The organism is Candidatus Poriferisocius sp. (genome assembly GCF_965208355.1).
Classification (GTDB): Bacteria; Actinomycetota; Acidimicrobiia; order Acidimicrobiales; family Bin134; genus Poriferisocius.
This window is the reverse complement of record NZ_CBDBOM010000003.1, coordinates 2,298,266-2,318,500: the sequence shown is the minus strand read 5'-3', so window position 1 is coordinate 2,318,500 and position 20,235 is coordinate 2,298,266. Positions and strand designations below refer to the sequence as shown.

Below are 20,235 nucleotides of genomic sequence, written 5' to 3'. Positions count from 1 at the left end.
GCCCCAGTGCCATCCCGTCACCCGGTCATTTGCGGTATCGGCCTGAGCGATTATCCGGTGGCACCGCATTTGAACTCGGTGCAGCACCACGCCCTGGCCGCTCGCCGGGCCATTGCCGACTGTGGCATCGCCAAATCGGCCATCGACGGCTATGTCAGCACCAGCGGCGGGGGACCGGGAGCGGGGGATGACGCCGTGTCCATGGCCGAGTACCTGGGGGTGAACCACCGCTACATCGACGGGACCATGGTGGGGGGATCGTCGTTCGAGTTCCATGTGCAGCACGCCGCCGCGGCCATCAAGGAGGGGTTGTGCGACACCGTGCTGGTGACCTACGGCTCTGATCAGCTCACCCGCATGGGACGGGTGCTGGGCACCGGCGGGTTCCAGCGCGACGCTCAGCCGGTGGCCGGGGCCATGCAGATGGCCACGCCCTACGGATTGCCCTTGGTGGGGGCCTATGCCCTGGCCGCTCGTAGGCACATGCACGAGTTCGGTACTACCTCCGAGCAGTTGGCCGAGATAGCCGTTGGGGTCCGGGAGTTCGCCGGGCTCAACCCCGACGCCCGCTACAGCGACCCCATCACCGTGGGCGATGTGGTGAACAGTCGCATGATCGCCGATCCGCTGCACAAGCTGGATTGCTGCGTGATCACCGATGGGGGCGGGGCGCTGGTGCTGACCACCGAGGAGATCGCTCGCGACCTGCGCCATGCCCCGATTTACGTGCTGGGGGCAGCGGGCACTCAGACCCACTGGAACATCCACCAGATGCCCGACTTCACCGAGATGGGCGCCGCAGTCTGCGGACCCGAGGCCATGGGCCAAGCCGGTGTGACGCCAGGCGACATCGACACTGCCCAGCTATACGACAGCTTCACCATCACCGTGCTGTTGATGCTGGAAGGCCTCGGCTTTTGCGGCAAAGGCGAGGGCGGCGCCTACGTGACCGAGGGCCATCTCCGCCGGGGCGGGTCGATGCCCACCAACACCGACGGCGGAGGCTTGTCGTCCAACCACCCGGGCATGCGGGGCATCTTCTTGTTGATCGAGGCGGTGCGCCAGATCCGGGGCGATGCGGGCGAAGCCCAGGTGCCCGACGCCGAGGTGGCCTTGGCCTGCGGCTCCGGCGGCTGGCTGTCGGCCATCGGCACCGTCATCTTGGGGAAGGACCGACCCTCATGAGGGTCGTCCGTGATCTTGAGTGGCAGGGGCCGGTCCCCGCCGGCGAGGGGGAGTACGGCGAGTTCTTCGCGGCCGCGGCCGAGGGCCGCTTGCTCATCCAGCAGTGCCCACAGTGCGGCAATCGCCAGCACTACCCCCGAGCGCTGTGTACCGCCTGCGCGGCCGAGCCTGAGTGGATGGAAGCCGCCGGCACCGGCAATGTCTACACCTACACCATCGTCCGTCAGTACGGAGTGCCCGCCTTCGCCGAACTGCCCTATGTCCTGGCCATGGTCGACCTCCCCGAGGGAGTGCGGATGTTCGGCGGCCTCACCGGAATCGACCCCGAAGCAGTCGAGATCGGCATGGCAGTCACCGCCTACGCCCGCACCTACGACGACACCCACGCCATGGTCTTCTGGGAACCCGCCTGATGATGGACAATCCGCCTTTTCCGCCTGTGCCATCACGACCATCAATGCCCCCTTCACCCATCCAGCCTTCGATGAAGCGTGTGATTCCGCTTCTCTCTGGCTCAGTGTTTCTCTCAGTATTCCATTCGAGATTTCTCGTGGTGGCCCTCGAAAAGGACATCAGTCTCGAAGAGGCACGATGGGGGTTGCTTACCTTTTGGATCGCGTCTGGAGTGCTTTTCGTGCCAATGGGGTGGCTTGCCGACACAGTCGGAAGGAAACGCGTCTTTCTCTTAGGTATGGCTGTCTTCCCAGCGGGGTTGATCGTCGAGGCCGTAGCCTCAGATTGGAAAATGCTGATCGTAGCGGGGCTTATCAGCTCTGTAGGAAACGCAGCAGCAATTCCTGTAGGAATGGCAATTTTGCTTGCGGCCGTACCTGCTCAGCGGCGATCAACGGCTGTTGGGGGCTATTACACCATGTTTGGAGTAGTAACCATCGTTAGCTCCTTCGTTATTGCTTGGGTAGATGAAATCAATTGGAACTGGATGATCCCCATATACGTATTGATTGGTGCAACCACAATCGGGTTTGGAAAAGATCAACTGGTGGAGGTGACTGGAGAAGGCAGCCATGAAACTTCTGTTGATGTGGGAGTGCTGTCAAGTCCTCCTGAGGGGGATGTTCCTCCAGTAGTCCCAAATGTACGAAAACTGTGGACCAGAAATATGGTCCTTTCAAATTGCGCTGGGTTAGCTTGGGTATCCGCGATAGGCTTTATCTCTTTTGCAGTAAGCGTCTATCTTATCAACTCGTGGGCGAAGGGTCTCAATACTGAGCGGGCAGTGTTTATCTTGGCTGCGGTTGTAATTGGATTGCTAGCACTGCCTCTAGTAGTTGGAAGATTTGCCGACAAGTGGGGCCATAGGCTGCCGATGTTGGTGGTAGCGATATACCTCTTAATGTTCTCATTGGCTTCGGTATCGCTTGCTGATGGGAGGACTATGCCGTCTATTCTCTGGTTTGGAAATACGGCTGCATTTTTTCTCAATGTCGGAATCGCATCTACAATCTTCGAAGGTGCAGCAGTGAATTCTCTCCCGATTGAGAGATTGGGTATTGGTGTAGCAATTCATCGCTTCTTTCGCTACTTGGGTACGATTATCTCGACTTGGACCTCTCTCTTCGTAATTTGGGCGGTAGGTAGTCCTCTAGAAGAGCAGCGGTGGCTTTTCGGGTTGGGGGCTCTATGCGTCGTTGGAGCGATTGCTCTTGCCTCCGGAATAGATACTCGACCCGGAGTACATCCGCCCGCAGACACAAAGGGCACCGCAGCGATCGAGTGACCACAGGTGCGCCTGTTCGGTGGGACTTTGCCTTCGTACAGGGGCCATGATGGGGCCATGCATGACGACATCATGGCGGCGTTTGACATTTCCGACCGGGTAGCGGTGGTCACCGGAGCCGCCTCGGGGATCGGCCGCGGGACGGCGGTGACGCTGGCCAAGGCCGGGGCATCGGTGGTGCTGGGCGACGTTGACGCCGACGGTATGGGCGAGACCGGCGGGGAACTGGATGCGCTGGGCGCCTCATGGTCGGCGGTGCCCATCGACGTGAGCGACAAATCGGCGGTAGACGCACTGGTGGCCGACGCCGTGGACCGCCACGGACGGCTCGACATCATGGTCAACAACGCCGGGATCATTACCGACAGCCTCATCGTGGACACCACGCCCGAGCAGCTCGAGCGGGTGATGAATGTGAACATCAAAGGCGTCTACTGGGGCACCGCGGCGGCCGGCCGGGCAATGGCCGACCAGAAATCGGGATCGATCGTCAACTTGTCGTCGGCCGGAGCCGACATGCCCGCCCCGATGATCTCCATTTACGCGCTGACCAAGGCGGCCGTAAAGATGATCACCCGCACCGCCGCGTTGGAGATGGCCCCCATCCGGGTAAACGCCGTGGCCCCCGGTTCTATCGAGACCCCCATCTACGACCGCCACTTTCTAAACGACGACGGCAAGGTCGACCCCGAACGCCAGAAGAACCACTTCGACACCATCGCCCAAATGAACCCCCTGGGGTTTGTGGGTGATCCCACCGACATTGCCTACGCCATCTTGTATCTCTGTTCGGATGCTGGCCGATTTATGACCGGCCAGACTGTGCGGCCCAACGGCGGCGTGGTGATGCCGCTATAGCTAGCCCATAGCCTGTAGTCATGGATTCGAAGCGCAGTACCCGTCGAGCAGTAGCCCTCGCGGTGGCCGTCTTGCTGCTGGCCGCTGCCTGCGGCGGAAACGACGATGACGCCGCTTCCGAAGCGGTTGAGGTTGCCCCGGTGCAGATCGTCGGACAGTCTCTAGGGCTGGCAGGAGATTCTCCAGCTTCTGATCCGGCAATCGGTCGTCCAGTGCCTGGGCTCTCAGGTTCAGCCATCGACGGTACGCCGTTTTCCTGGACTCCGGGTGAGCGTCCAGCAGTCTTCGTGTTCCTGGCTCACTGGTGCCCGGCTTGTCAGGGAGAAGTCGCTGAGTACACCGGCTGGCTTGCCGCAGGAAACGAACTTCCCGACGGGGTGGACCTGATCAGCGTGGTCACCCTGGTGGACTCCAGCAGGGACAATTACCCGCCCAGCCAATGGCTGGCCGACGAAGATTGGCCGTACCCCGTTCTGGTGGACAGTGCCGACAACGAGATTGCCGCCGCCCTCGGGCAGGCAGGCACACCGTTTTGGGTCTTGGTGTTCAGTGACGGAACGTTGGCGTCTAGGGGAAGCGGTCGTATTCCCCCAGAAATTCTGACCAGGCACTTCAACCTGCTATTGGCTCCAGGCGACGGGTAGGGTTTTCGCCCGTGACTGGTTATCTCGAAGGCAAGAACATCGTCGTCACCGGAGCGGGCAACGGCATCGGCCGGGCCATCGCCATGGGCTGCGCCGCTGAGGGGGCCAACGTAGTGGTGGCTGACTACGGCGTGTCCCTAGACGGCTCCGACCCGTCGTCGGAAGTGGCCGACGCGGTGGTGGGCGAGATCGAGGCAGCGGGTGGCACCGCCCTGGCCTTGGCCTCCGACATCAGCACCATGGAGGGCGGCGCGGCAGCGGTTCAAGCCGCGGTGGACACCTGGGGATCGATCGACGGAGCAGTGTGCGTGGCCGGCATCCTGCGGGAGCGGATGATCTTCAACATGACCGAAGAAGAGTTCGACGACGTGATCCGGGTACACCTCAAGGGCCACTTCACCGTGTACAAGCACGCCTCGGCCATCATGCGCAAGCAGGAAACCGGCGGATCGCTGGTGGGGATCACCTCGGGGGCGTTCACCGGCTCGACCTCCCAGTGCAACTACGCGGCGGCCAAGGGGGGCATCATCTCGCTGACCAAGAGCGCGGCGCTGGCCCTGAAGCGCTATGGGATAAACGCCAACTGCATCGCCCCCAGCGCCAAGACCCGCATGTCAGAGAACGTGCCATTCGAGATCGAGGCCGGCGCTCCAGAAGACGTGGCACCCCTGGCCGTGTACCTGCTCAGCGACACTGCTCGGGATATCACCGCCCAGGTCTATACCGTGGTCGGTCCCCGCATCTCGGTGTGGGCCCAGTTTGGCGAGCTTCGCTCCATGTACGCCCCCGACAGCAGCTGGACGCCAGAGGGCATCGAAGAGGCGCTACCCCGCACCGTCGGCACCGAGGAGCACCCCACCATGGCCATGCTCGAAGCACAAGCCGCCCAGCGCCAGGCCTCACAAGGCAGCAGCTGATGTCCGGCGGCGCGCTGGCGGGACGGATCGCCGTCATCACCGGCGCCGGGCGGGGAATCGGCCGCCACTACGCCCTGCTGTTTGCCGCCGAGGGGGCCAAAGTGGTGGTCAATGACCTGGGTTGCGAGGCCGACGGCACTGGCGCCGACCCCGCGGTGGCCCAAGCAGTGGTGGACGAGATCACTGCCATCGGCGGAACGGCGGTGGCCAACGGCGATGACGTGGCCGACATGGCCGGGGCTGAATCCGTGCTGGCTCAGACGCTGGACGCCTTCGGCGGGGTGGACGTTCTGGTGAACAACGCCGGCATCTTGCGGGACAAGATGTTCGCCAGCATGAGCGAAGACGACTGGGATGCGGTGATCCGCGGCCACCTCAAGTCCACGTTCTGCATGACTCGGGTGTGCGCTGGGTGGTGGCGCGACCAGACCAAGGCTGGAGAGGCGGTAGACGCCTCGGTGATCAACATCAGTTCCACCTCGGGGCTGATCGGCGCGGTGGGCCAGTCCAACTACGGTGCGGCCAAGTCGGCCATAGCCGGCATGACGGTGATCATCGCCCAAGAACTGGGTCGCTACGGAGTTCGGGTGAACTGCGTGACCCCCGCCGGCCGTACCCGCATGACCGAGGGGGCGCCGGGCGTGGCCGAGATGGTAGCCAAGCCCGCCGAGGGGTTCGATGTGTACCACCCCTTCCACCCCGCTCCGGTGGTGGGATGGCTGGCCACCGCCGGCTGCGACGTGACCGGCCGGGTGTTCATGGCCAAGGGCGGCGATGTCCGCTGGTATACCCCGTGGTTGCGCCAGGACTTCCTTGACGACGAGCGGGAGTGGACCATCGCCGAGTTGGCCGAGGCCATGAAGGACCTGCCGCCGGCTCCGGTGTCGCCGTGAGCCGGGAAGTGCCCCCCGAGCCCCCCGGCCGGGGGCTTCTGGAGGGCAAGACCGTGGTGGTGACCGCCGCGGCGGGAACCGGGCTCGGTTTTGCTGCCGCTCGAAGAAGCATGGCCGAGGGCGCCCACGTGCTCATTAGCGACATTCATGATCGCCGTTTGGGTGAGGCCGCTGACCGCTTGGCCGAGGAGTTCGGGGTTCGCCCCGCCACCCAGCTGTGCAATGTCACGGTCGAGGATGAGGTCCAAGCCCTTATCGATGCTGCGGTGGCCGAGTTGGGCCGCATAGACGTGATGATCAACAACGCCGGGTTGGGGGGCACCGCCAATCTGGTGGACATGACCGATGAGCAGTGGCATGTGGTGATCGATGTCACCCTCAACGGCACCATGCGAACCACCCGGGCCGCGCTGCGCCACATGATGCCCCGAGGTTCGGGGGTCATCGTCAACAACGCCTCGGTGATGGGGTGGCGGGCCCAAGCCGGCCAGAGCCACTACGCGGCAGCCAAAGCCGGGGTGATGGCCCTCACCCGCTGCGCGGCCATGGAAGCAGCCGAGACCGGTGTTCGGGTCAACTGCGTAGCGCCCAGCTTGGCCATGCACCCGTTCTTGGCCAAGACATCCAGCCAAGAGTTCCTCGACAGCCTGATTTCGCTGGAGGCCTTCGATCGGGCCGCCGAGCCGTGGGAGGTGGCCAACGTGATGGTGTTTCTGGCCAGCGACTACTCCACATACATGACCGGCGAGATCATCTCGGTCAGCTCCCAGCACCCTTAGGGAGCGACCGTCAGCCGAGAGCGGCGGCCAGAACCGAGCGGTCAGTGGCGTGGTAGACGTGGGCCAGGTCGAGGTCCACGATCTTCCGGGGCATCTCGGGATCGAACCAGCCGTCGATGAGGCCCCAGTGGTGGGGGCTCATCATGTAGTCCACTTTGAGCCCGTCGAGGGTGTGGTACTCCTGCTCCCAACAGTGCGTCCACCGAGAAGTGGGCGGACCGACGACTCGGCTGAGGGCCCAGTTCACGATGGCCGGGATGTGGTCGGGCATTGCCATTAGGTCTCGCTCGAACGCGGCCACCGAGTCGGCCGGTGAATCGGGTTCGACTCGCAGCAGCAATGTGCGCTTGATCTCCCCGGCGAAGCCGGGGTCGGTCACCACGCCGTCGATCAGCTCCAGCTCCACCAAGTCGACGTCGGCCACGTCCTCGAAGCCGGAAGGGACAGGTTCGTCGATCCCGTCCCAGGTGTAATGACCACCGCCCACCGTTCCCGGCAGGTGCTGGCCCAGCGCCGCAGCCGATTCCAACTCGGCCACCCTGCCGGAGTCAGCACCGTCGGCCAATGTCACCAGGGCTAGCTTGCGGCTCATCGCCCCGCCTCATCAAGGGGATCGTCCACGAGGAACCGTCGCTGTCGCTCCACGCAGTGGGCGTCCACCTCGGCCCAGAACTCAGCGACGCGGGGATCCCGTCCGGCCGCGCCCCGCATGGCCCACCAGGCGGGGGCATCGGGCACCGACCACAGGTACACCAGCGTGTTGGGCTGGTCGAACAGCTCCACCGGCGGGGTCAGCCACGTCTGTTCCAGCGTCATGCCCCGCTCGGCGGCGCCCGGCATGTAGCTATCGTTCATCAACCGCCGCACCTCCTCCAGGTTCCCCGGTTCGACCGTCAATTCGTCCAAGATGTGAATCTTCCCGACCACGACCACACGCTAGTGGTGTCCTAGATTGCAGGACCGGAGCAAAGACGGGAGTTAGATCAATGAATCAGCTGCGGCGCATTCCGCTGGAGGGATGCGTGAACTTCCGAGACCTAGGAGGTTACGCCAGCTCATTGGGCGGCACCACAAAGTGGGGAGTGCTGTTTCGAGCCGACTCGCTGCACCGCCTCAGCGCGGCAGACGCCGAGGTGCTCACGGGTCGATTGGGGGTCCGCACTGCGGTGGACCTGCGGGCGCATGACGAAAGAGAGCGGGTTGGGGTACTCAATCCGGCTCTGGGCATCAACGAGCACCATGTGGGCACCATCGACCGGAGCGTGCACAGCAATGAGCCCCCCGATCCCGAACTGAAGGACCGCTCCTTCGGCCAGATCTACGAGAACATGATCCACACCGGGGGAGAGCGATTCGCCGCCGCCATCGAGTTGGTGGCCGACCCCGATCAGTGGCCCACTGCCTTCTTCTGCATGGCCGGCAAAGACCGCACCGGCTGTCTGGCCGCGATGATCTTGGGCTTGGCCGGGGTAGAGCGCCAAGACATCGTGGGCGACTATGCCGCCACTGCTCCAGCGGTTCCGGAAATCCGGGAGCGGTCTTTGGCCGAACTACCCGAATTGGCCAGAGTCTGGGAGCAGTTCCGCCCCGACATCGTCAACGCCCCCACCAGCGCCATGACAGAGCTGTTGGGGATTGTTGAGGACCGGTGGGGCGGCCTCGAGGGCTATGCCCTTGACTACGGCGTCAAGCCCCAGACCATCGAGCGCCTGCGGGACTCGTTTCTGGTCTGATCCGCCTACACCGAGACCAAGTCAGGGCTCCACGACCACTTTGAGGGTGGGCGTGTCGCTAGCTGCCAGGGCGAAGGCCTCGCCGGCGGCATCGAGGGGGAAGCGCTGGGTGATCATGGCCTCTGCGATCTCAGGACGGTGGGCCAGCAGCGCGGCGGCTGAGTCGAAGGCCCGGCCCGCGCCGTGGTGGCCGTAGAACGTGCCCCACACTGCGGTCAGCTCCTTGAGCACCCAGGGCAATACCTCGAACAGTTTGTTCTGGTAGTAGCCGGCCACGAGCAGCACTGTTCCTCCCGGTCGGGCCACCTCGGCCGCACGGGTGATGGAGCGCTCTGAGCCGTCACCCTCGATGACCACGTCATAGGTGCCCGACAGGCCGACACTCAGTCCCATCCGCTCTGCGGCCACCGCGTGCAGATCGTGATCGGGCTCGACGTCCACCACACAGCCCCGCCAGCGGGCCGCGGCCCCGCCCAGCAGCCCGAAGCCGGTGACTCCCGGACCGACCACGGCCACTCGGTGGCGGCTCTCCAGCCGCCCCAGCATCAGGCTGTGGATGTTCACCGCCAGCGGCTCGCACAAGCAGGCGTTGGCCACGTCCAAGCCGTGGGGCAGCCGTACCAGACACCGCTCAGGCAGCAGGATCTCGTCGGCCATGCCGCCGTCGAAGGCCACCCCGGCGATCATCTCGTGCGACTTCTTACACCAGTGGTAGTCGCCCATTCCGCAGAACTCGCACACCTCACAAGGCACCATCGGCTCAATCGCCACCGGGGTGCCGTCGTCCAGCACCCCGGCGAACTCGTGGCCAAAGGTCATCTCCCGGGGGCCGAAACCCACCATGTTCAGGTCGGTCTGGCATATGCCCACCGAGCGGGGTCGGATCCTCACCCCTTCGGCGTCGCCCACCGCCACCTGGGTCGGAACCGGCACCTCCACCGGCCGGATGCCCTCGGGAGTATGGCGCACCGCCCTCACGCCGACAGGCCCCGCTTCTTGAACTCGTTTTGGGCGTACACGATGCCCCCGAGGTGCTCGTCGGCGTCAGAAGAAGTGGCCAGCCAGGCCACCACCGCGCCGATGGTGGCGGGCTCCCCGCCGGGATAGGGGAACGATCCTGCGGTATTGCGGGCCCGGGCTGCCTCAGTGATCACATAGCCGGGATCGATGCTGAAGCACCGGATGCCGTCGGGGCCGTGCTCCACGTGGATGTGGGGGGTCATACGGGTGAAGGCCCCCTTGCTCATGGAGTAGGCCATGCCCCAGCCCCCCTTGCCGATCGGACCGGGCGGGTCGGTGTGGGCCGAGGCCGAGATCATGTTCACGATGGTGCCCGAGCCCCGCTCCACCATGGCGGCCAGTACCCGCTCGGTGATCGCCATTTGGGCGAACACGTTCCCCTCGAACAGCTTGTGGACCTCGGGCTCCTCCAGTTCCATGATTGGGGTCATGCTCACTTTGCCCTGGTAGATGGCATTGTTTACCAGTACATCGAGATGTCCGAAGTGCTCCAGCGCGCCGTCGATGCACGCCTCCACGCTGGCTCGGTCGAGCAAGTCCATCACGAACGCTGTTCCCTGCTGACCTTCGGCTTCGATGGCGGCCACGGTCGTGTCGAGGCCGCCAGGGATAGTGAGATCGGGGTCGTACATATCCCGGCCTGAGCCGTCCGACAAGGTGCGGGCCGACACGGCCACGTCGAATCCGGCTCGGGCCAAGGCAATGGCGCTGGCCTTTCCGATGCCTCGGCTGGCTCCGGTGACCAGGGCGGTCTTTTGCTGCTTTGCGCTCATCAGTGTCGCTCTGCCTTTCGGTTGCTCCGACTCGCAGGCATACCGTAGGGCCATGGGTCCGCTGAAGGGAATGCGCATAATCGAGTTGGCCGGGATCGGGCCGACCCCGTTCGCCGGCATGATGCTGTCGGATATGGGGACCGAGGTGATCCGGGTCGACCGGGTGGGCGGGTCGGGCAACCCAGTGGCCTCCCAGTCGGGACCCATGGAGCGGGGCAAGCGAACCGTGGCCTTCAACCTCAAGCAGCCCGAGGGCGTGGAGGCGGTGCTCCGACTGGTCGAGGCGTCCGACGGCTTGTTTGAGGGGTTTCGGGCCGGGGTGGCCGAGCGCCTCGGCGTCGGGCCCGAAGCCTGCCTGGCCCGCAACCCCAAGCTGGTCTACGGGCGGATGACCGGTTGGGGGCAATCCGGGCCATTGGCCGACCGGGCCGGTCACGACATCAACTACATCTCTCTAGCTGGACCCCTGGCCCACATCGGCCGGACCGGCCAGCCACCTTCGGTGCCTCTCAACCTCATCGGCGACTTCGGCGGTGGCTCGGTGTTCTTGGTGCTGGGCATGGTGGCGGCCCTGCTGGAGGTGGCCAGAGGCGGCGACGGTCAAGTAGTGGACGCCGCCATGGTGGACGGGGCCGCCTACCTGCTGTCGCCGCTGTACGCGGCCCACGCCAGCGGATTCTGGACTGACGACTACGGGGCCAATTTTTTGGACTCCGGGGCCTACTTCTATGAGGTGTACGGCACTGCCGATGGCAAGTGGCTGGCGGTGGGGGCCATTGAGCCGCAGTTCCACGCCGAGTTCATGGCCGGGATCGGTCTGGCCGATGTCGATGACCTGCCCGGCCAGATGGACCGAGACCGGTGGCCGGAGATGAAGCAGCGGGTGGGGGACATCATCGCCACCCGCACCCTGGACGAGTGGGTTGAAGTGTTCGACGGCACCGATGCCTGTGTCACTCCGGTGCTGACCATGGGGCAAACCCCGGCCCACCCCCATGCACTGGCCCGCGATTCATTCTTCGACTTTGACGGGGTAACCCAGCCCCAGCCTGCCCCTCGGTTTGGGCGCACTCCTTCTGAGCCGGCGATGGCATCGCAACCCCCCGGGGCCGACACTGACGCAGTTCTCGCTGAACTGGGCTATTCCGCCGCAGAGGTGGAGGCACTCCGGTCGTCGGGCGCGGTGGCCTGAGCCATTCAGATCGGCAAAGCCGCGAATTCTGAAGGAACTGCCCGTAGCGTTGAAGCGTCGTAGATGAGTGAGGGCAGCGGGCAAACTCACGGACATGAAGGAGAGCGTCATGATGCGCTTACCAAAATTGGCTTTGACTGTGTTGCTGGTCTGCCTTATCGCGGCGGCCTGCTCAGGCGACAGCGAGGACAGCGGCCCTTCTGTGGCGGCCACTGAACCCCCGGTACCAGCTTCCGAACCCTCGGTGGTACAGCCCACTGAGCCGGCCCAAACCTCTGCACCAGAGCCGACAGAGGCCGAAGATGGACTCTCGTCCGCCCAGCAAGAAATTGCTGACGCAATCTTTACAGCGATGATGAATGACGAAGGACGCCCGGTTTCTGTGACAGAAGTCCAGGTCCGATGCCTGGGTGACAACGTAGCCGGCGTCTTCTCCGACGAACGGATCGCCGAACTAGGCCTCAATGGGGACCAGCTCGCCTGGGCATATGTCGAAAGGAGTACCTTTGCCTTGGGCGACGACTACGACATCACAGACGTTGAGGCGTCGGAGGTGGTGGATCAGGCCTTCGACTGTCTGGATTGGCGGCTGGCATTAGCTGAGATAATCGCCTCAGAGGGTGTTCCGGCGGACCAGGCAAGCTGCTTTGTTTCTGAGATTTCTGATGAGGGACTACGAGCCACGATAGAGAGTGGGTTTATTTCCGAATCGGAGGATGACCTCGGAATTGCTGAGTCGGAGGCTCTGGAGGCAATGCAAGCCTGCATCAATGTGCGGGAGATGCTCTACCAGACGATCCTCGAAGAGGGCCTCTCGGAGCAGAGCGCCCGGTGCGTTGCCGACGGTTTGCCCGAGGAAATGGTCGAGATGATGCTCGAAGGCCCGATTCTCGAAGACGAGGAAGAAGCGCTCAAGATGGCTGGCGAGCTCATGGCACTTCAGAACCGGTGCCTGACCCCCGAAGAAATCGAGTCGATGGGCGGGTTCGGCGGTTAGCCTCCCCTAATCGTGTATCCGATGATCAACGCAGAAGACGGCTGACGGGAAATTTGAGCTTTGCGCCGTCGCTGGATCATCTCGATATTCCTTGTTTCTCTATTGGCCTCGGCCTGCTCGAGCGAAAGCATGAGCCGCGCACCGTCGGTGCCGGCCACCCAGGCCCCTGCGGTCCAGCCCACTGAGGCAGTCGAAGCTCCCAATTCGTCTTCCACCGACGACGCTGGTCCCGACAACGCTGTGCAGGTCGATGAAGTCGATCCACCCGCATCCAACCGTCAGGAGTTGTCCGCCACATTTGCGGAGCTGGTCTTAGCCGACGCACTGGTCACCACCTTCATGACGCGACCGGAGATCATCTGCCTGGCCGAGGGAGCATTTGCCGTGTTCACCGACGATCGGCTTGACGAAATTGGGCTCAACCCCGAGTCATTTGCTGGCGCATACCGCCAGCCGGGATTGTTCGTGTTTGGGGACTGGTTCGATATTTCTGATCGAGAGGCGTTCGATCTTGAGAACCTGGCTTTGGGTTGCGTCGACTGGCGGAACTTCGTGGTCCAGGTCTTGGTGGCAGAGGGCGAGCCGATGGATCGAGCGCAGTGCATTGCCTCCCAGATCTCGGTTGACGGATTGAGAGACGTCGTGAGGGACGCCATGGTGGTCGACACCGGAGAGGGTTTTGGGGAGGCACAGGACGAGGTGGCATCGGCCCTAACCGCTTGCTACCTGAATGCGTCACCGGTGGAAGTCTCCTAGCCGAACAGCAAGGCAAGGTGGCGGCAACCGGTACCGCTCCACTACCCCCGGTAGTACACCGCCTCGCCAGTGGCCTCGGCGTCGGTGCCCACCCGGCCATCGGCAACCATGGCAATGAGGTGGGCCAGCACGGAGCGGGCGGCTGGCTCATGTAGCTCTGAGGACACGTCGGCGTACATCACCTTCACCATTTCAGGGATGGTCTGCGGCCCAGGTCTCAGGCATTCCATGATCTGACGCTCCCGGTCCAATCTGTGGGCATAGAGGGCCTCCACCAGGGCGTGGGGCTCGGTGACTGGGGGGCCGTGGGTGGGCCAATACACCTGGTCGTCGGGACAGTCGGCCAACAGCCGGAGGCTGGCCAGGTAGTCGGTCATGTTGCCGTCGGGCGGGGGGATGATGGTGGTGGACCACCCCATGATGTGGTCGCCAGTGAACACACCGGCCGCCTCCCGCCAGCGATAGGCGATGTGGTTGGAGATGTGGCCGGGGGTGTAGAGGCACTCGAAGCTCCACCCCGGCCCCTCCACAACATCCCCGTGGATCACCGAGGCACTGGGAGCGAATTCGAGATCGCCCCGCTCCTCGCTCTTTCCGTCATCGTCATCGGCCGCCGGATGGGGGCCGAACCCATAGGCCGGAGCGCCGGTAGCCTCGCCCACCGCCTGTGATGCAGGGGAGTGGTCCCGATGGGTGTGGGTGATGAGCAGGGCTTCCACCTGCTCGCCATCCACCGCGGTCAGAACGGCCTTGATGTGGTCGGCATCGTCGGGGCCGGGATCGACGATGGCCACCTGTCCCTGGCCCACGATGTAGGTGCCGGTGCCCCGGTAGGTGAACTTGCTCGGGTTGTTGGCCACTACTCGGCGCAGCCCGGGGGCCATTTCAACCACCGCGCCGTATTCCACGTCGGGCTCGGTCGCAAACGGGATGCTCACCGCCATCGTGGGATTCTCCCGACCGGTCAGCCGTCCTCGCCGGCCACCTCGCCGGTGGAGACTCCCAGATAGGCGGGCTTCTCGCCGCCGCCGTGGACTTTGATGTTGGCGCCCGACATCCACCGGGCCATGGGCGAGGCCAAGAACAGGCACACGTCGGCCACGTCGTCAGGTTGGCCCATGCGGCCCATGGCAATGGTTTCGCCCACCGCGTCGATGCCAGCCTGGTCGCCGTAGTAGAGGTGGGCGTCTTCGGTCACAATGAGACCCACGGTCACGGTCAGCACTCGGATCTTGGGCCCCCACTCCACCGCCAGGGTCTCGCTCAAGTTCAACAGTCCGGCCTTGGCTGCTCCGTAGGCTATGCCCATGGGGTTGGGTCGGATGCCTGACACCGAAGAGATGTTGAGGATCACTCCGCCGCTGTCCTGGTTCTGCATCACCGGATACACCGCCTGGCTGAACGCCATGGGGGCCATCAGGTTCAACGCCACGATCTTCTCGTTGAATCGGGGCGACACCGTGGCCGAGTCGGCTGGAGGCGCCCCGCCCGCGTTGTTGATGAGAGTGTCCACTCGCCCGGTACGCTCCACCGCGGCCTCCACCACCCCGGCGATCTGTTCGGGATCCCTCACATCGGCGGCCACGAACAAGGCCTCCCGGCCGACGGCGGTCACCGGCTCCTCCGGCGGGCGGCGGGCGCAGACCACCACGTCGGCCCCTGCGGCCAAGAAGCGAGTGGCCATCCCCCGGCCCAGCCCCTTGGTGCCGCCGCTGATGATGGCGGTCTTGCCGGTGAAATCGAGGTCGTTCATTGCTGCCAGTGTGCCTTATACGGGCCACCGGGAGCATGACCACGCCGAACGAGGCAGTTCTGCCAGTGTGGGCCGGGTTGCAGGAGCGGGCTATCGTCGCCGCCATGGTCGACAAGCGGATGACCGAAGACGAAGTCATCTCAGAGCTGAAGGACGGGATGACCATCGGTATCGGCGGCTGGGGATCCCGTCGCAAGCCAATGTCTCTGGTGCGGGCCATATTGCGCTCCGATCTCAAGGATCTGACCGTGGTGGCCTACGGCGGACCCGATATCGGGCTGCTGTGCGCGGCGGGCAAATTGCGCCGGGCGGTGTATGGGTTCGTATCGCTGGACACCATCCCGCTCGAGCCCCACTTCCGCCAGGCTCGCCAGAGCGGGGCCATTGAGTTCACTGAGCTGGACGAAGGGGCCTTCTACCTGGGGCTTCTGGCCGCCGCCCACCGGGTGCCGTTCTATCCCACCCGGGCTGGCTTGGGCTCCGACATGTTGATCATGAACCCCGAGCTGCGCACGGTGACGTCGCCCTATGACGACGGCGAGGAGCTGGTGGCCATCCCCGCCTTCAAACTGGACGCGGCGCTGATCCACATGAACCGGGCCGACGCCGCCGGCAACGGCCAATTCCTGGGCCCCGACCTGTATTTTGACGACCTGTTCGCCATGGCCGCCGACAAGACCTACCTGAGCACCGAGAAGATCGTGCCCACCGAGAACCTGCTTGACGAGGGGCCGGTGCACACGCTTCGCATTCAGCGCATCTTCACCGACGGTGTGGTGGAGGCCCCCCGAGGGGCGCACTTCACCGAGTGCCCGCCCGACTACGGGCGCGACGAGGCCTTCCAGCGGGAGTACGCCGCCACCGCCCGCGACCCCGAGGCGTGGGAGGCCTTCCGCAGCACCTACCTCGACGCTTCCTCCCATGAGGACTACCTGAAGGCGCTGGAGGCTCGATCATGAGCACGCCCGCCGAAGCAACCCTCGACGAGATCTGCGTGGTGGCCTGCGCCGAGGCCTTCCGGGGCGATGGCGAGATCCTGTGCAATCCCATCGGGACGGTGCCCTTCGTGGGGGGCCGGCTGGCCCGGGCCACCTTCGAGCCCGACCTGGTGTACACCGACACCGTGTCGGTGCTGCCGGCCAACAACTTCCCGGTGGGCGTTCCCGACGCCCCAAAGGTGGTGGAGTCGTGGGTGCCGTACCGCACCGTGTTCGACATCGTGTGGTCGGGCAAGCGCCACGTGATGATGGGGGCTTCCCAGATCGATCAGTGGGGCAACCAGAACATCGCCGCTATCGGCGACTTCCGCCAGCCCAAGGCCCAGCTTCTCGGTTTGCGGGGTGCGCCCGGCAACCTGGTCAACCACACCACCAGCTATTGGATGCCGAACCACTCCACTCGCTCGTTCGTGGCCTCGGTAGACGTTGTCTCGGGGCCGGGGTACGACCGGATGCGGGAGCTGGGCGCGCCGAGCAACCGCTATCACGAGGTGCGACGGGTGGTGTCCAACCTTGGTGTGTTCGACTTCCAGACCGACGACAACCGCATGAGGATCGCCTCGATCCATCCCGGAGTGACCGTGGATCAGGTTGTGGAGGCCACTGCCTTCGAGTTGGCCGGAATCGACGATGTGGCCGAGACCCGGCTGCCCACCGACGAAGAGTTGCACCTGATTCGCGAGGTGCTCGACCCCACCGGCGCTCGCAAAGCCGAATTCCGCTGAGCCCCTGATGAGCACTGACCCGCGCTTGCACACCCGGCTGAGCGAGCTGTTCGGGGTGGAGTACCCCATCGTGCAGACCGGTATGGGGTGGGTGTCAGGGGCTCGGTTGACTGCGGCCACCTCCAACGCCGGCGGCCTGGGCATCATCGCGGCCGCGCCGTTGACGTTCGACCAGATGGTCGAGACTATCGATGGCGTAGCCGAGGCCACCGACCGCCCGTTCGGGGTGAACCTGCGCACCGACGCCGCCGACATCGACCAACGGGTCGACCACATCATCACCGCCGGGATACCGGTAGCCAGCTTCGCCCAAGCCCCGGGAGAGGCCATTGTCAAGAAGCTGAAGGACGCCGGGGTGGTGGTGGTGCCCACCATCGGTGCCCCTCGCCACGCCGAGAAGGTGGCGGCCTGGGGGGTCGATGCGGTCATCGCCCAAGGGGCCGAGGGCGGGGGCCACACCGGTCCCATCGCCACCACACTGCTCTTGCCCTCGGTGGTTGACACCGTGGACATTCCAGTCATCGCCGCCGGCGGGATGGTGGACGGCCGCTCGCTGGCCGCGGCACTGGCCTTCGGGGCCGACGGCGTCGCCATGGGCACCCGCTTTCTCTTGTCGTCCGACAGTGACGTCCCCGACCATGTGAAAGCCATCTATCTCGACACCAAGCTCACCGGCACGGTGGTCACCACCGCGGTGGACGGCGTGCCCCAGCGAGTGATCAATACCAACGTGATCTCCCGACTGGAGCGGTCGGGCCCGCTGTCGTTCCTCCGGGCCGCCCGCAACGCGCTGAAGTTCCGAGCCCTCACCGGGGTGGGTTACCGCCAGCTGCTTTCGGAGGGTTTGGCCATGCGGCGCAGCCTCAACCTCACTTGGGCCCAGATGGCCATGGCGGCCAACGCCCCCATGATGACCAAGGCCGCCATGGTGGACGGCCACCCCGAGGTCGGCATCCTCCCCACCGGCCAAGTGGTGGGCAGCATCGACGCCCTCCCCAGCTGCCAGGAGATCATCGACTCCGTCATCGCCGAAGCCGTACAGGTCTTGGACCGCCTGACCGGGGCTAGTCAGGCCTAGAGTTTCCCGCTGATGGATCTATCGTTCACTCCGGCGGAAGAGGAATTCCGGGAAGAGGCCCGCACCTGGCTGGTCGAGAATGTGCCCGCCGAGCCGCTGGCGTCGATGGACACCCCGGACGGCTTTGAAGAGCACCGGGCGTGGGAGCACATTCTGTTCGACGCCGGGTGGGCGGTGGTGTCGTGGCCCGAGCGCTACGGCGGCCGGGAGGCGTCGCTGGTGGAATGGCTCATCTTCGAGGAGGAGTACTGGGCGTCGGGGGCCCCGGGACGGGTTTCATCCAACGGGGTGAGCCTGCTGGCTCCTACCATCTTCGACTTCGGCACCCCCGAGCAGCAGGACCGCTTCTTGCGGCCCATGGCCCGAGGAGACGAGGTCTGGGCCCAGGGCTGGTCGGAGCCCGACGCCGGATCGGACCTGGCCGGGATCAAGACCAAGGCCCCCCGCGACGGCGACCACTTCGTGATCGACGGCCAGAAGACCTGGTGCTCTCGGGGGGCCTTCGCCGACTGGTTCTTCTGTTTGGTGCGCACCGACCCCGACTCCGAACGCCACGCCGGGCTGAGCTATCTGCTGGTTCCCGGCGACACCGAGGGCCTGGAGGCTCGGGCCATCGGCCGCTTGGACGGCGAACCTGGATTCGCTGAGCTGTTCTTCGACGGCGCCCGGGTGCACGAGCGATATTTGCTGGGGGGCGAAGGTGAGGGTTGGGCGGTGGCCATGGCCACCACCGGCAGCGAGCGGGGCCTGAACCTGCGGGCGCCGGGCCGGTTCATGGCCGCGGCCGACCGGCTGGTAGGGCTCTACAAGGAGCTGGCCGACAGCCGGGGCCCCGATCTGGACCGCCGCGATCAGGTGGTGAGCGCCTGGATGGGGGCCCAGGCCTACCGCTGGCAGACCTACGCCACCGAGTCTCGTTTGCGAGGCGGCGCCCCCATCGGCTCGGAGGCCAGCTTCATGAAGGTGCTCTGGTCGGAGCTCGACGTGGAGTTGCACGCCACCGCCCTGCGGTTGCTGGGCCGCGACGGGGAGCGGGCCGACAGTTCGTGGATGGACGGCTATGTGTTCGCGTTGTCGGGCCCGATCTACGCCGGCACCAACGAGATCCAAAGAAACATCATCTCCGAGCGAGTTCTAGGACTCCCGAGGCGGTAGGCGTGGATTTCTCGTTCAGCGACGACCAGGTCATGTTCCAGGAGGCGGTGCGGGACCTCTTGGCCAACGAGTGCCCGCCCGAGGTGGTCAGAGCGGCCTGGGAGAACGACACTGGCCGCACCGATGGCCTGTGGAACGCGCTGGCAGAGATGGGCGTGGTGGGCATGACCGCCCCCGAGTCGGCCGGCGGTTTGGGCATGGACGAGACCGACCTGGTGCTTTTGTTGGAAGAGGCGGGTAGGGCCGCGTTGCCCGAGCCCCTGCTGGAGCACACCGCGGTGGGCATCCCCACCTTGGCTGAGGCGAGAGGACCGATGGCCGAAGTCTGGTTGGAGCAGGCCGCAGCCGGGGAGGCCACTCTGGGCGCGGGTCCCGAAGACGGCTACACGGTTGGAGCGGCATCGTGTGATTTGGTACTGCTCATTGGCGAACAGGTCCGGGCTGTGCCGGTGGACGGGGCATCGCTGGTCGAACACCGGTCAGTTGACTGGTCTCGGCGGCTGTTCGAGGTAGACGGAGAGGAGGAGGTGCTCGACGCCGACCCCTCACTGGCCCTCGACCGGGCGGTGGGGGCGGCTGCCGCCCAGTGCGTGGGCGTGGCCCAGCACCTGCTCGACGCCACCGTGGAGTACGTAGCCCAGCGCTACCAGTTCGGCAAGCCGGTGGGCACCTACCAGGCGGTGAAACACCACTTGGCCAACACCGCCCTCAAGATCGAGTTCGCCCGTCCCGCCGCCCGCCACGCCGCCTGGTGCATTGCCGCCGGCGATCCCGACCGCAGCCGAGATGTATCGCTGGCCAAAGCCTTGGCCTCTGAAGCGGTGGACCTGGCTGCCCGCACCGCCCTCCAGTGCCACGGCGCCATCGGGTACACCTTCGAGTACGACCTGCATTTGTGGATGAAGCGGGGTTGGGCCCTATCGGCCGCCTGGGGCGACGCCGCCTGGCACCGCAACCGCATCGCGGCCGCCCTGGGCATCTGAATTGAAGAACATCCCTGTTGAGGCTCTATCGGTTGTTTCCACCCGCTCTGGAGTAGCG

The 20,235-nt window shown here is 64.9% G+C and carries 23 protein-coding genes; 17 read left to right on the top strand and 6 right to left on the bottom strand.

Annotated features, from left to right (window positions below):
* Positions 1–6: 6 nt before the first annotated feature.
* The 8 genes from ACOGXH_RS12140 (at position 7) to ACOGXH_RS12105 (ending at position 7,014) form a co-directional block, all read left to right on the top strand.
* Positions 7–1,185 (top strand): acetyl-CoA acetyltransferase, encoded by a 1,179-nt coding sequence (locus ACOGXH_RS12140; protein ID WP_419929346.1) that lies wholly within the window; start codon positions 7–9, stop codon positions 1,183–1,185.
* Complete coding sequence (locus tag ACOGXH_RS12135) at positions 1,182–1,598, top strand: Zn-ribbon domain-containing OB-fold protein (protein WP_419929345.1); 417 nt, start codon at positions 1,182–1,184, stop codon at positions 1,596–1,598. Before ACOGXH_RS12140 ends, ACOGXH_RS12135 begins: the two co-directional genes overlap by 4 nt.
* Before the next feature lie 71 nt (positions 1,599–1,669).
* Entirely contained in the window at positions 1,670–2,923 is a 1,254-nt protein-coding gene (locus ACOGXH_RS12130; protein WP_419929344.1) for an MFS transporter, read from the top strand.
* 57 nt (positions 2,924–2,980) lie between these two features.
* Positions 2,981–3,781 carry an SDR family NAD(P)-dependent oxidoreductase gene (locus tag ACOGXH_RS12125; protein ID WP_419929343.1) on the top strand — a complete coding sequence of 267 codons (801 nt, stop codon included), beginning with the start codon at positions 2,981–2,983 and terminating at the stop codon, positions 3,779–3,781.
* A gap of 20 nt (positions 3,782–3,801) precedes the next feature.
* Positions 3,802–4,425 carry a TlpA family protein disulfide reductase gene (locus ACOGXH_RS12120; protein WP_419929342.1) on the top strand — a complete coding sequence of 208 codons (624 nt, stop codon included), beginning with the start codon at positions 3,802–3,804 and terminating at the stop codon, positions 4,423–4,425.
* An 11-nt stretch (positions 4,426–4,436) separates the two neighbouring features.
* Positions 4,437–5,342, top strand: a complete 906-nt coding sequence (locus ACOGXH_RS12115; RefSeq protein ID WP_419929341.1) for an SDR family oxidoreductase — start codon at positions 4,437–4,439, stop codon at positions 5,340–5,342.
* Positions 5,342–6,235 (top strand): SDR family oxidoreductase, encoded by an 894-nt coding sequence (locus tag ACOGXH_RS12110; RefSeq protein ID WP_419929340.1) that lies wholly within the window; start codon positions 5,342–5,344, stop codon positions 6,233–6,235. Before ACOGXH_RS12115 ends, ACOGXH_RS12110 begins: the two co-directional genes overlap by 1 nt.
* Positions 6,232–7,014, top strand: coding sequence for an SDR family oxidoreductase (locus tag ACOGXH_RS12105; protein WP_419929339.1), 783 nt, complete (start codon positions 6,232–6,234; stop codon positions 7,012–7,014). Before ACOGXH_RS12110 ends, ACOGXH_RS12105 begins: the two co-directional genes overlap by 4 nt.
* 10 nt (positions 7,015–7,024) lie before the next feature.
* Here the strand turns inward: ACOGXH_RS12105 and ACOGXH_RS12100 are convergent, their stop codons facing one another.
* Together ACOGXH_RS12100 and ACOGXH_RS12095 are read right to left on the bottom strand one after the other, a co-directional pair.
* On the bottom strand, positions 7,025–7,606 hold the full coding sequence (locus ACOGXH_RS12100; protein ID WP_419929338.1) for a Dabb family protein: 582 nt from the start codon (positions 7,604–7,606) through the stop codon (positions 7,025–7,027).
* Positions 7,603–7,941, bottom strand: a complete 339-nt coding sequence (locus ACOGXH_RS12095; protein WP_419929337.1) for a hypothetical protein — start codon at positions 7,939–7,941, stop codon at positions 7,603–7,605. Before ACOGXH_RS12095 ends, ACOGXH_RS12100 begins: the two co-directional genes overlap by 4 nt.
* 59 nt (positions 7,942–8,000) lie before the next feature.
* Here ACOGXH_RS12095 and ACOGXH_RS12090 point away from each other — a divergent pair, with 59 nt between their 5' ends.
* Entirely contained in the window at positions 8,001–8,747 is a 747-nt protein-coding gene (locus ACOGXH_RS12090; protein WP_419929336.1) for a tyrosine-protein phosphatase, read from the top strand.
* A gap of 21 nt (positions 8,748–8,768) precedes the next feature.
* Here the strand turns inward: ACOGXH_RS12090 and ACOGXH_RS12085 are convergent, their stop codons facing one another.
* Entirely contained in the window at positions 8,769–9,725 is a 957-nt protein-coding gene (locus tag ACOGXH_RS12085; RefSeq protein WP_419929335.1) for a zinc-dependent alcohol dehydrogenase, read from the bottom strand.
* Complete coding sequence (locus ACOGXH_RS12080; protein WP_419929334.1) at positions 9,722–10,540, bottom strand: SDR family NAD(P)-dependent oxidoreductase; 819 nt, start codon at positions 10,538–10,540, stop codon at positions 9,722–9,724. Before ACOGXH_RS12080 ends, ACOGXH_RS12085 begins: the two co-directional genes overlap by 4 nt.
* Positions 10,541–10,592: 52 nt before the next feature.
* Here ACOGXH_RS12080 and ACOGXH_RS12075 point away from each other — a divergent pair, with 52 nt between their 5' ends.
* The 3 genes from ACOGXH_RS12075 to ACOGXH_RS12065 all read left to right on the top strand — a co-directional run bounded on the left by ACOGXH_RS12075 (position 10,593) and on the right by ACOGXH_RS12065 (position 13,485).
* Positions 10,593–11,732, top strand: coding sequence for a CaiB/BaiF CoA transferase family protein (locus ACOGXH_RS12075; protein ID WP_419929333.1), 1,140 nt, complete (start codon positions 10,593–10,595; stop codon positions 11,730–11,732).
* A 67-nt stretch (positions 11,733–11,799) separates the two neighbouring features.
* A complete protein-coding gene (locus tag ACOGXH_RS12070) occupies positions 11,800–12,729 on the top strand; it encodes a hypothetical protein (protein ID WP_419929332.1) in 930 nt (309 codons plus the stop codon).
* 129 nt (positions 12,730–12,858) lie between these two features.
* Positions 12,859–13,485 (top strand): hypothetical protein, encoded by a 627-nt coding sequence (locus ACOGXH_RS12065; protein ID WP_419929331.1) that lies wholly within the window; start codon positions 12,859–12,861, stop codon positions 13,483–13,485.
* 41 nt (positions 13,486–13,526) lie between these two features.
* On the opposite strand, the gene ACOGXH_RS12060 is transcribed toward ACOGXH_RS12065, so the two are convergent.
* Both ACOGXH_RS12060 and ACOGXH_RS12055 read right to left on the bottom strand, forming a co-directional pair.
* The gene (locus ACOGXH_RS12060) at positions 13,527–14,429 is read right to left on the bottom strand and encodes an MBL fold metallo-hydrolase (RefSeq protein ID WP_419929330.1); all 903 of its coding nucleotides are present in this window, start codon (positions 14,427–14,429) and stop codon (positions 13,527–13,529) included.
* A gap of 20 nt (positions 14,430–14,449) precedes the next feature.
* Positions 14,450–15,238: an SDR family oxidoreductase gene (locus tag ACOGXH_RS12055; protein ID WP_419929329.1), complete on the bottom strand. Its 789-nt coding sequence runs from the start codon at positions 15,236–15,238 to the stop codon at positions 14,450–14,452.
* A gap of 104 nt (positions 15,239–15,342) precedes the next feature.
* On the opposite strand from ACOGXH_RS12055, the gene ACOGXH_RS12050 reads away from it, so the two are divergent.
* Genes ACOGXH_RS12050 through ACOGXH_RS12030 form a run of 5 tightly spaced genes read left to right on the top strand, consistent with a single transcriptional unit; the run spans position 15,343 to position 20,177 of the window.
* Positions 15,343–16,197, top strand: coding sequence for a CoA transferase subunit A (locus ACOGXH_RS12050; protein WP_419930373.1), 855 nt, complete (start codon positions 15,343–15,345; stop codon positions 16,195–16,197).
* A complete protein-coding gene (locus tag ACOGXH_RS12045; RefSeq protein ID WP_419929328.1) occupies positions 16,194–16,961 on the top strand; it encodes a CoA-transferase subunit beta in 768 nt (255 codons plus the stop codon). The genes ACOGXH_RS12050 and ACOGXH_RS12045 overlap by 4 nt, the downstream gene beginning before the upstream one ends.
* A 7-nt stretch (positions 16,962–16,968) precedes the next feature.
* The gene (locus tag ACOGXH_RS12040) at positions 16,969–18,039 is read left to right on the top strand and encodes an NAD(P)H-dependent flavin oxidoreductase (protein ID WP_419929327.1); all 1,071 of its coding nucleotides are present in this window, start codon (positions 16,969–16,971) and stop codon (positions 18,037–18,039) included.
* 12 nt (positions 18,040–18,051) lie between these two features.
* Positions 18,052–19,194 carry an acyl-CoA dehydrogenase family protein gene (locus ACOGXH_RS12035; protein ID WP_419929326.1) on the top strand — a complete coding sequence of 381 codons (1,143 nt, stop codon included), beginning with the start codon at positions 18,052–18,054 and terminating at the stop codon, positions 19,192–19,194.
* Between the two features lie 2 nt (positions 19,195–19,196).
* Positions 19,197–20,177 carry an acyl-CoA dehydrogenase family protein gene (locus tag ACOGXH_RS12030; RefSeq protein WP_419929325.1) on the top strand — a complete coding sequence of 327 codons (981 nt, stop codon included), beginning with the start codon at positions 19,197–19,199 and terminating at the stop codon, positions 20,175–20,177.
* Positions 20,178–20,235 lie beyond the last annotated feature (58 nt).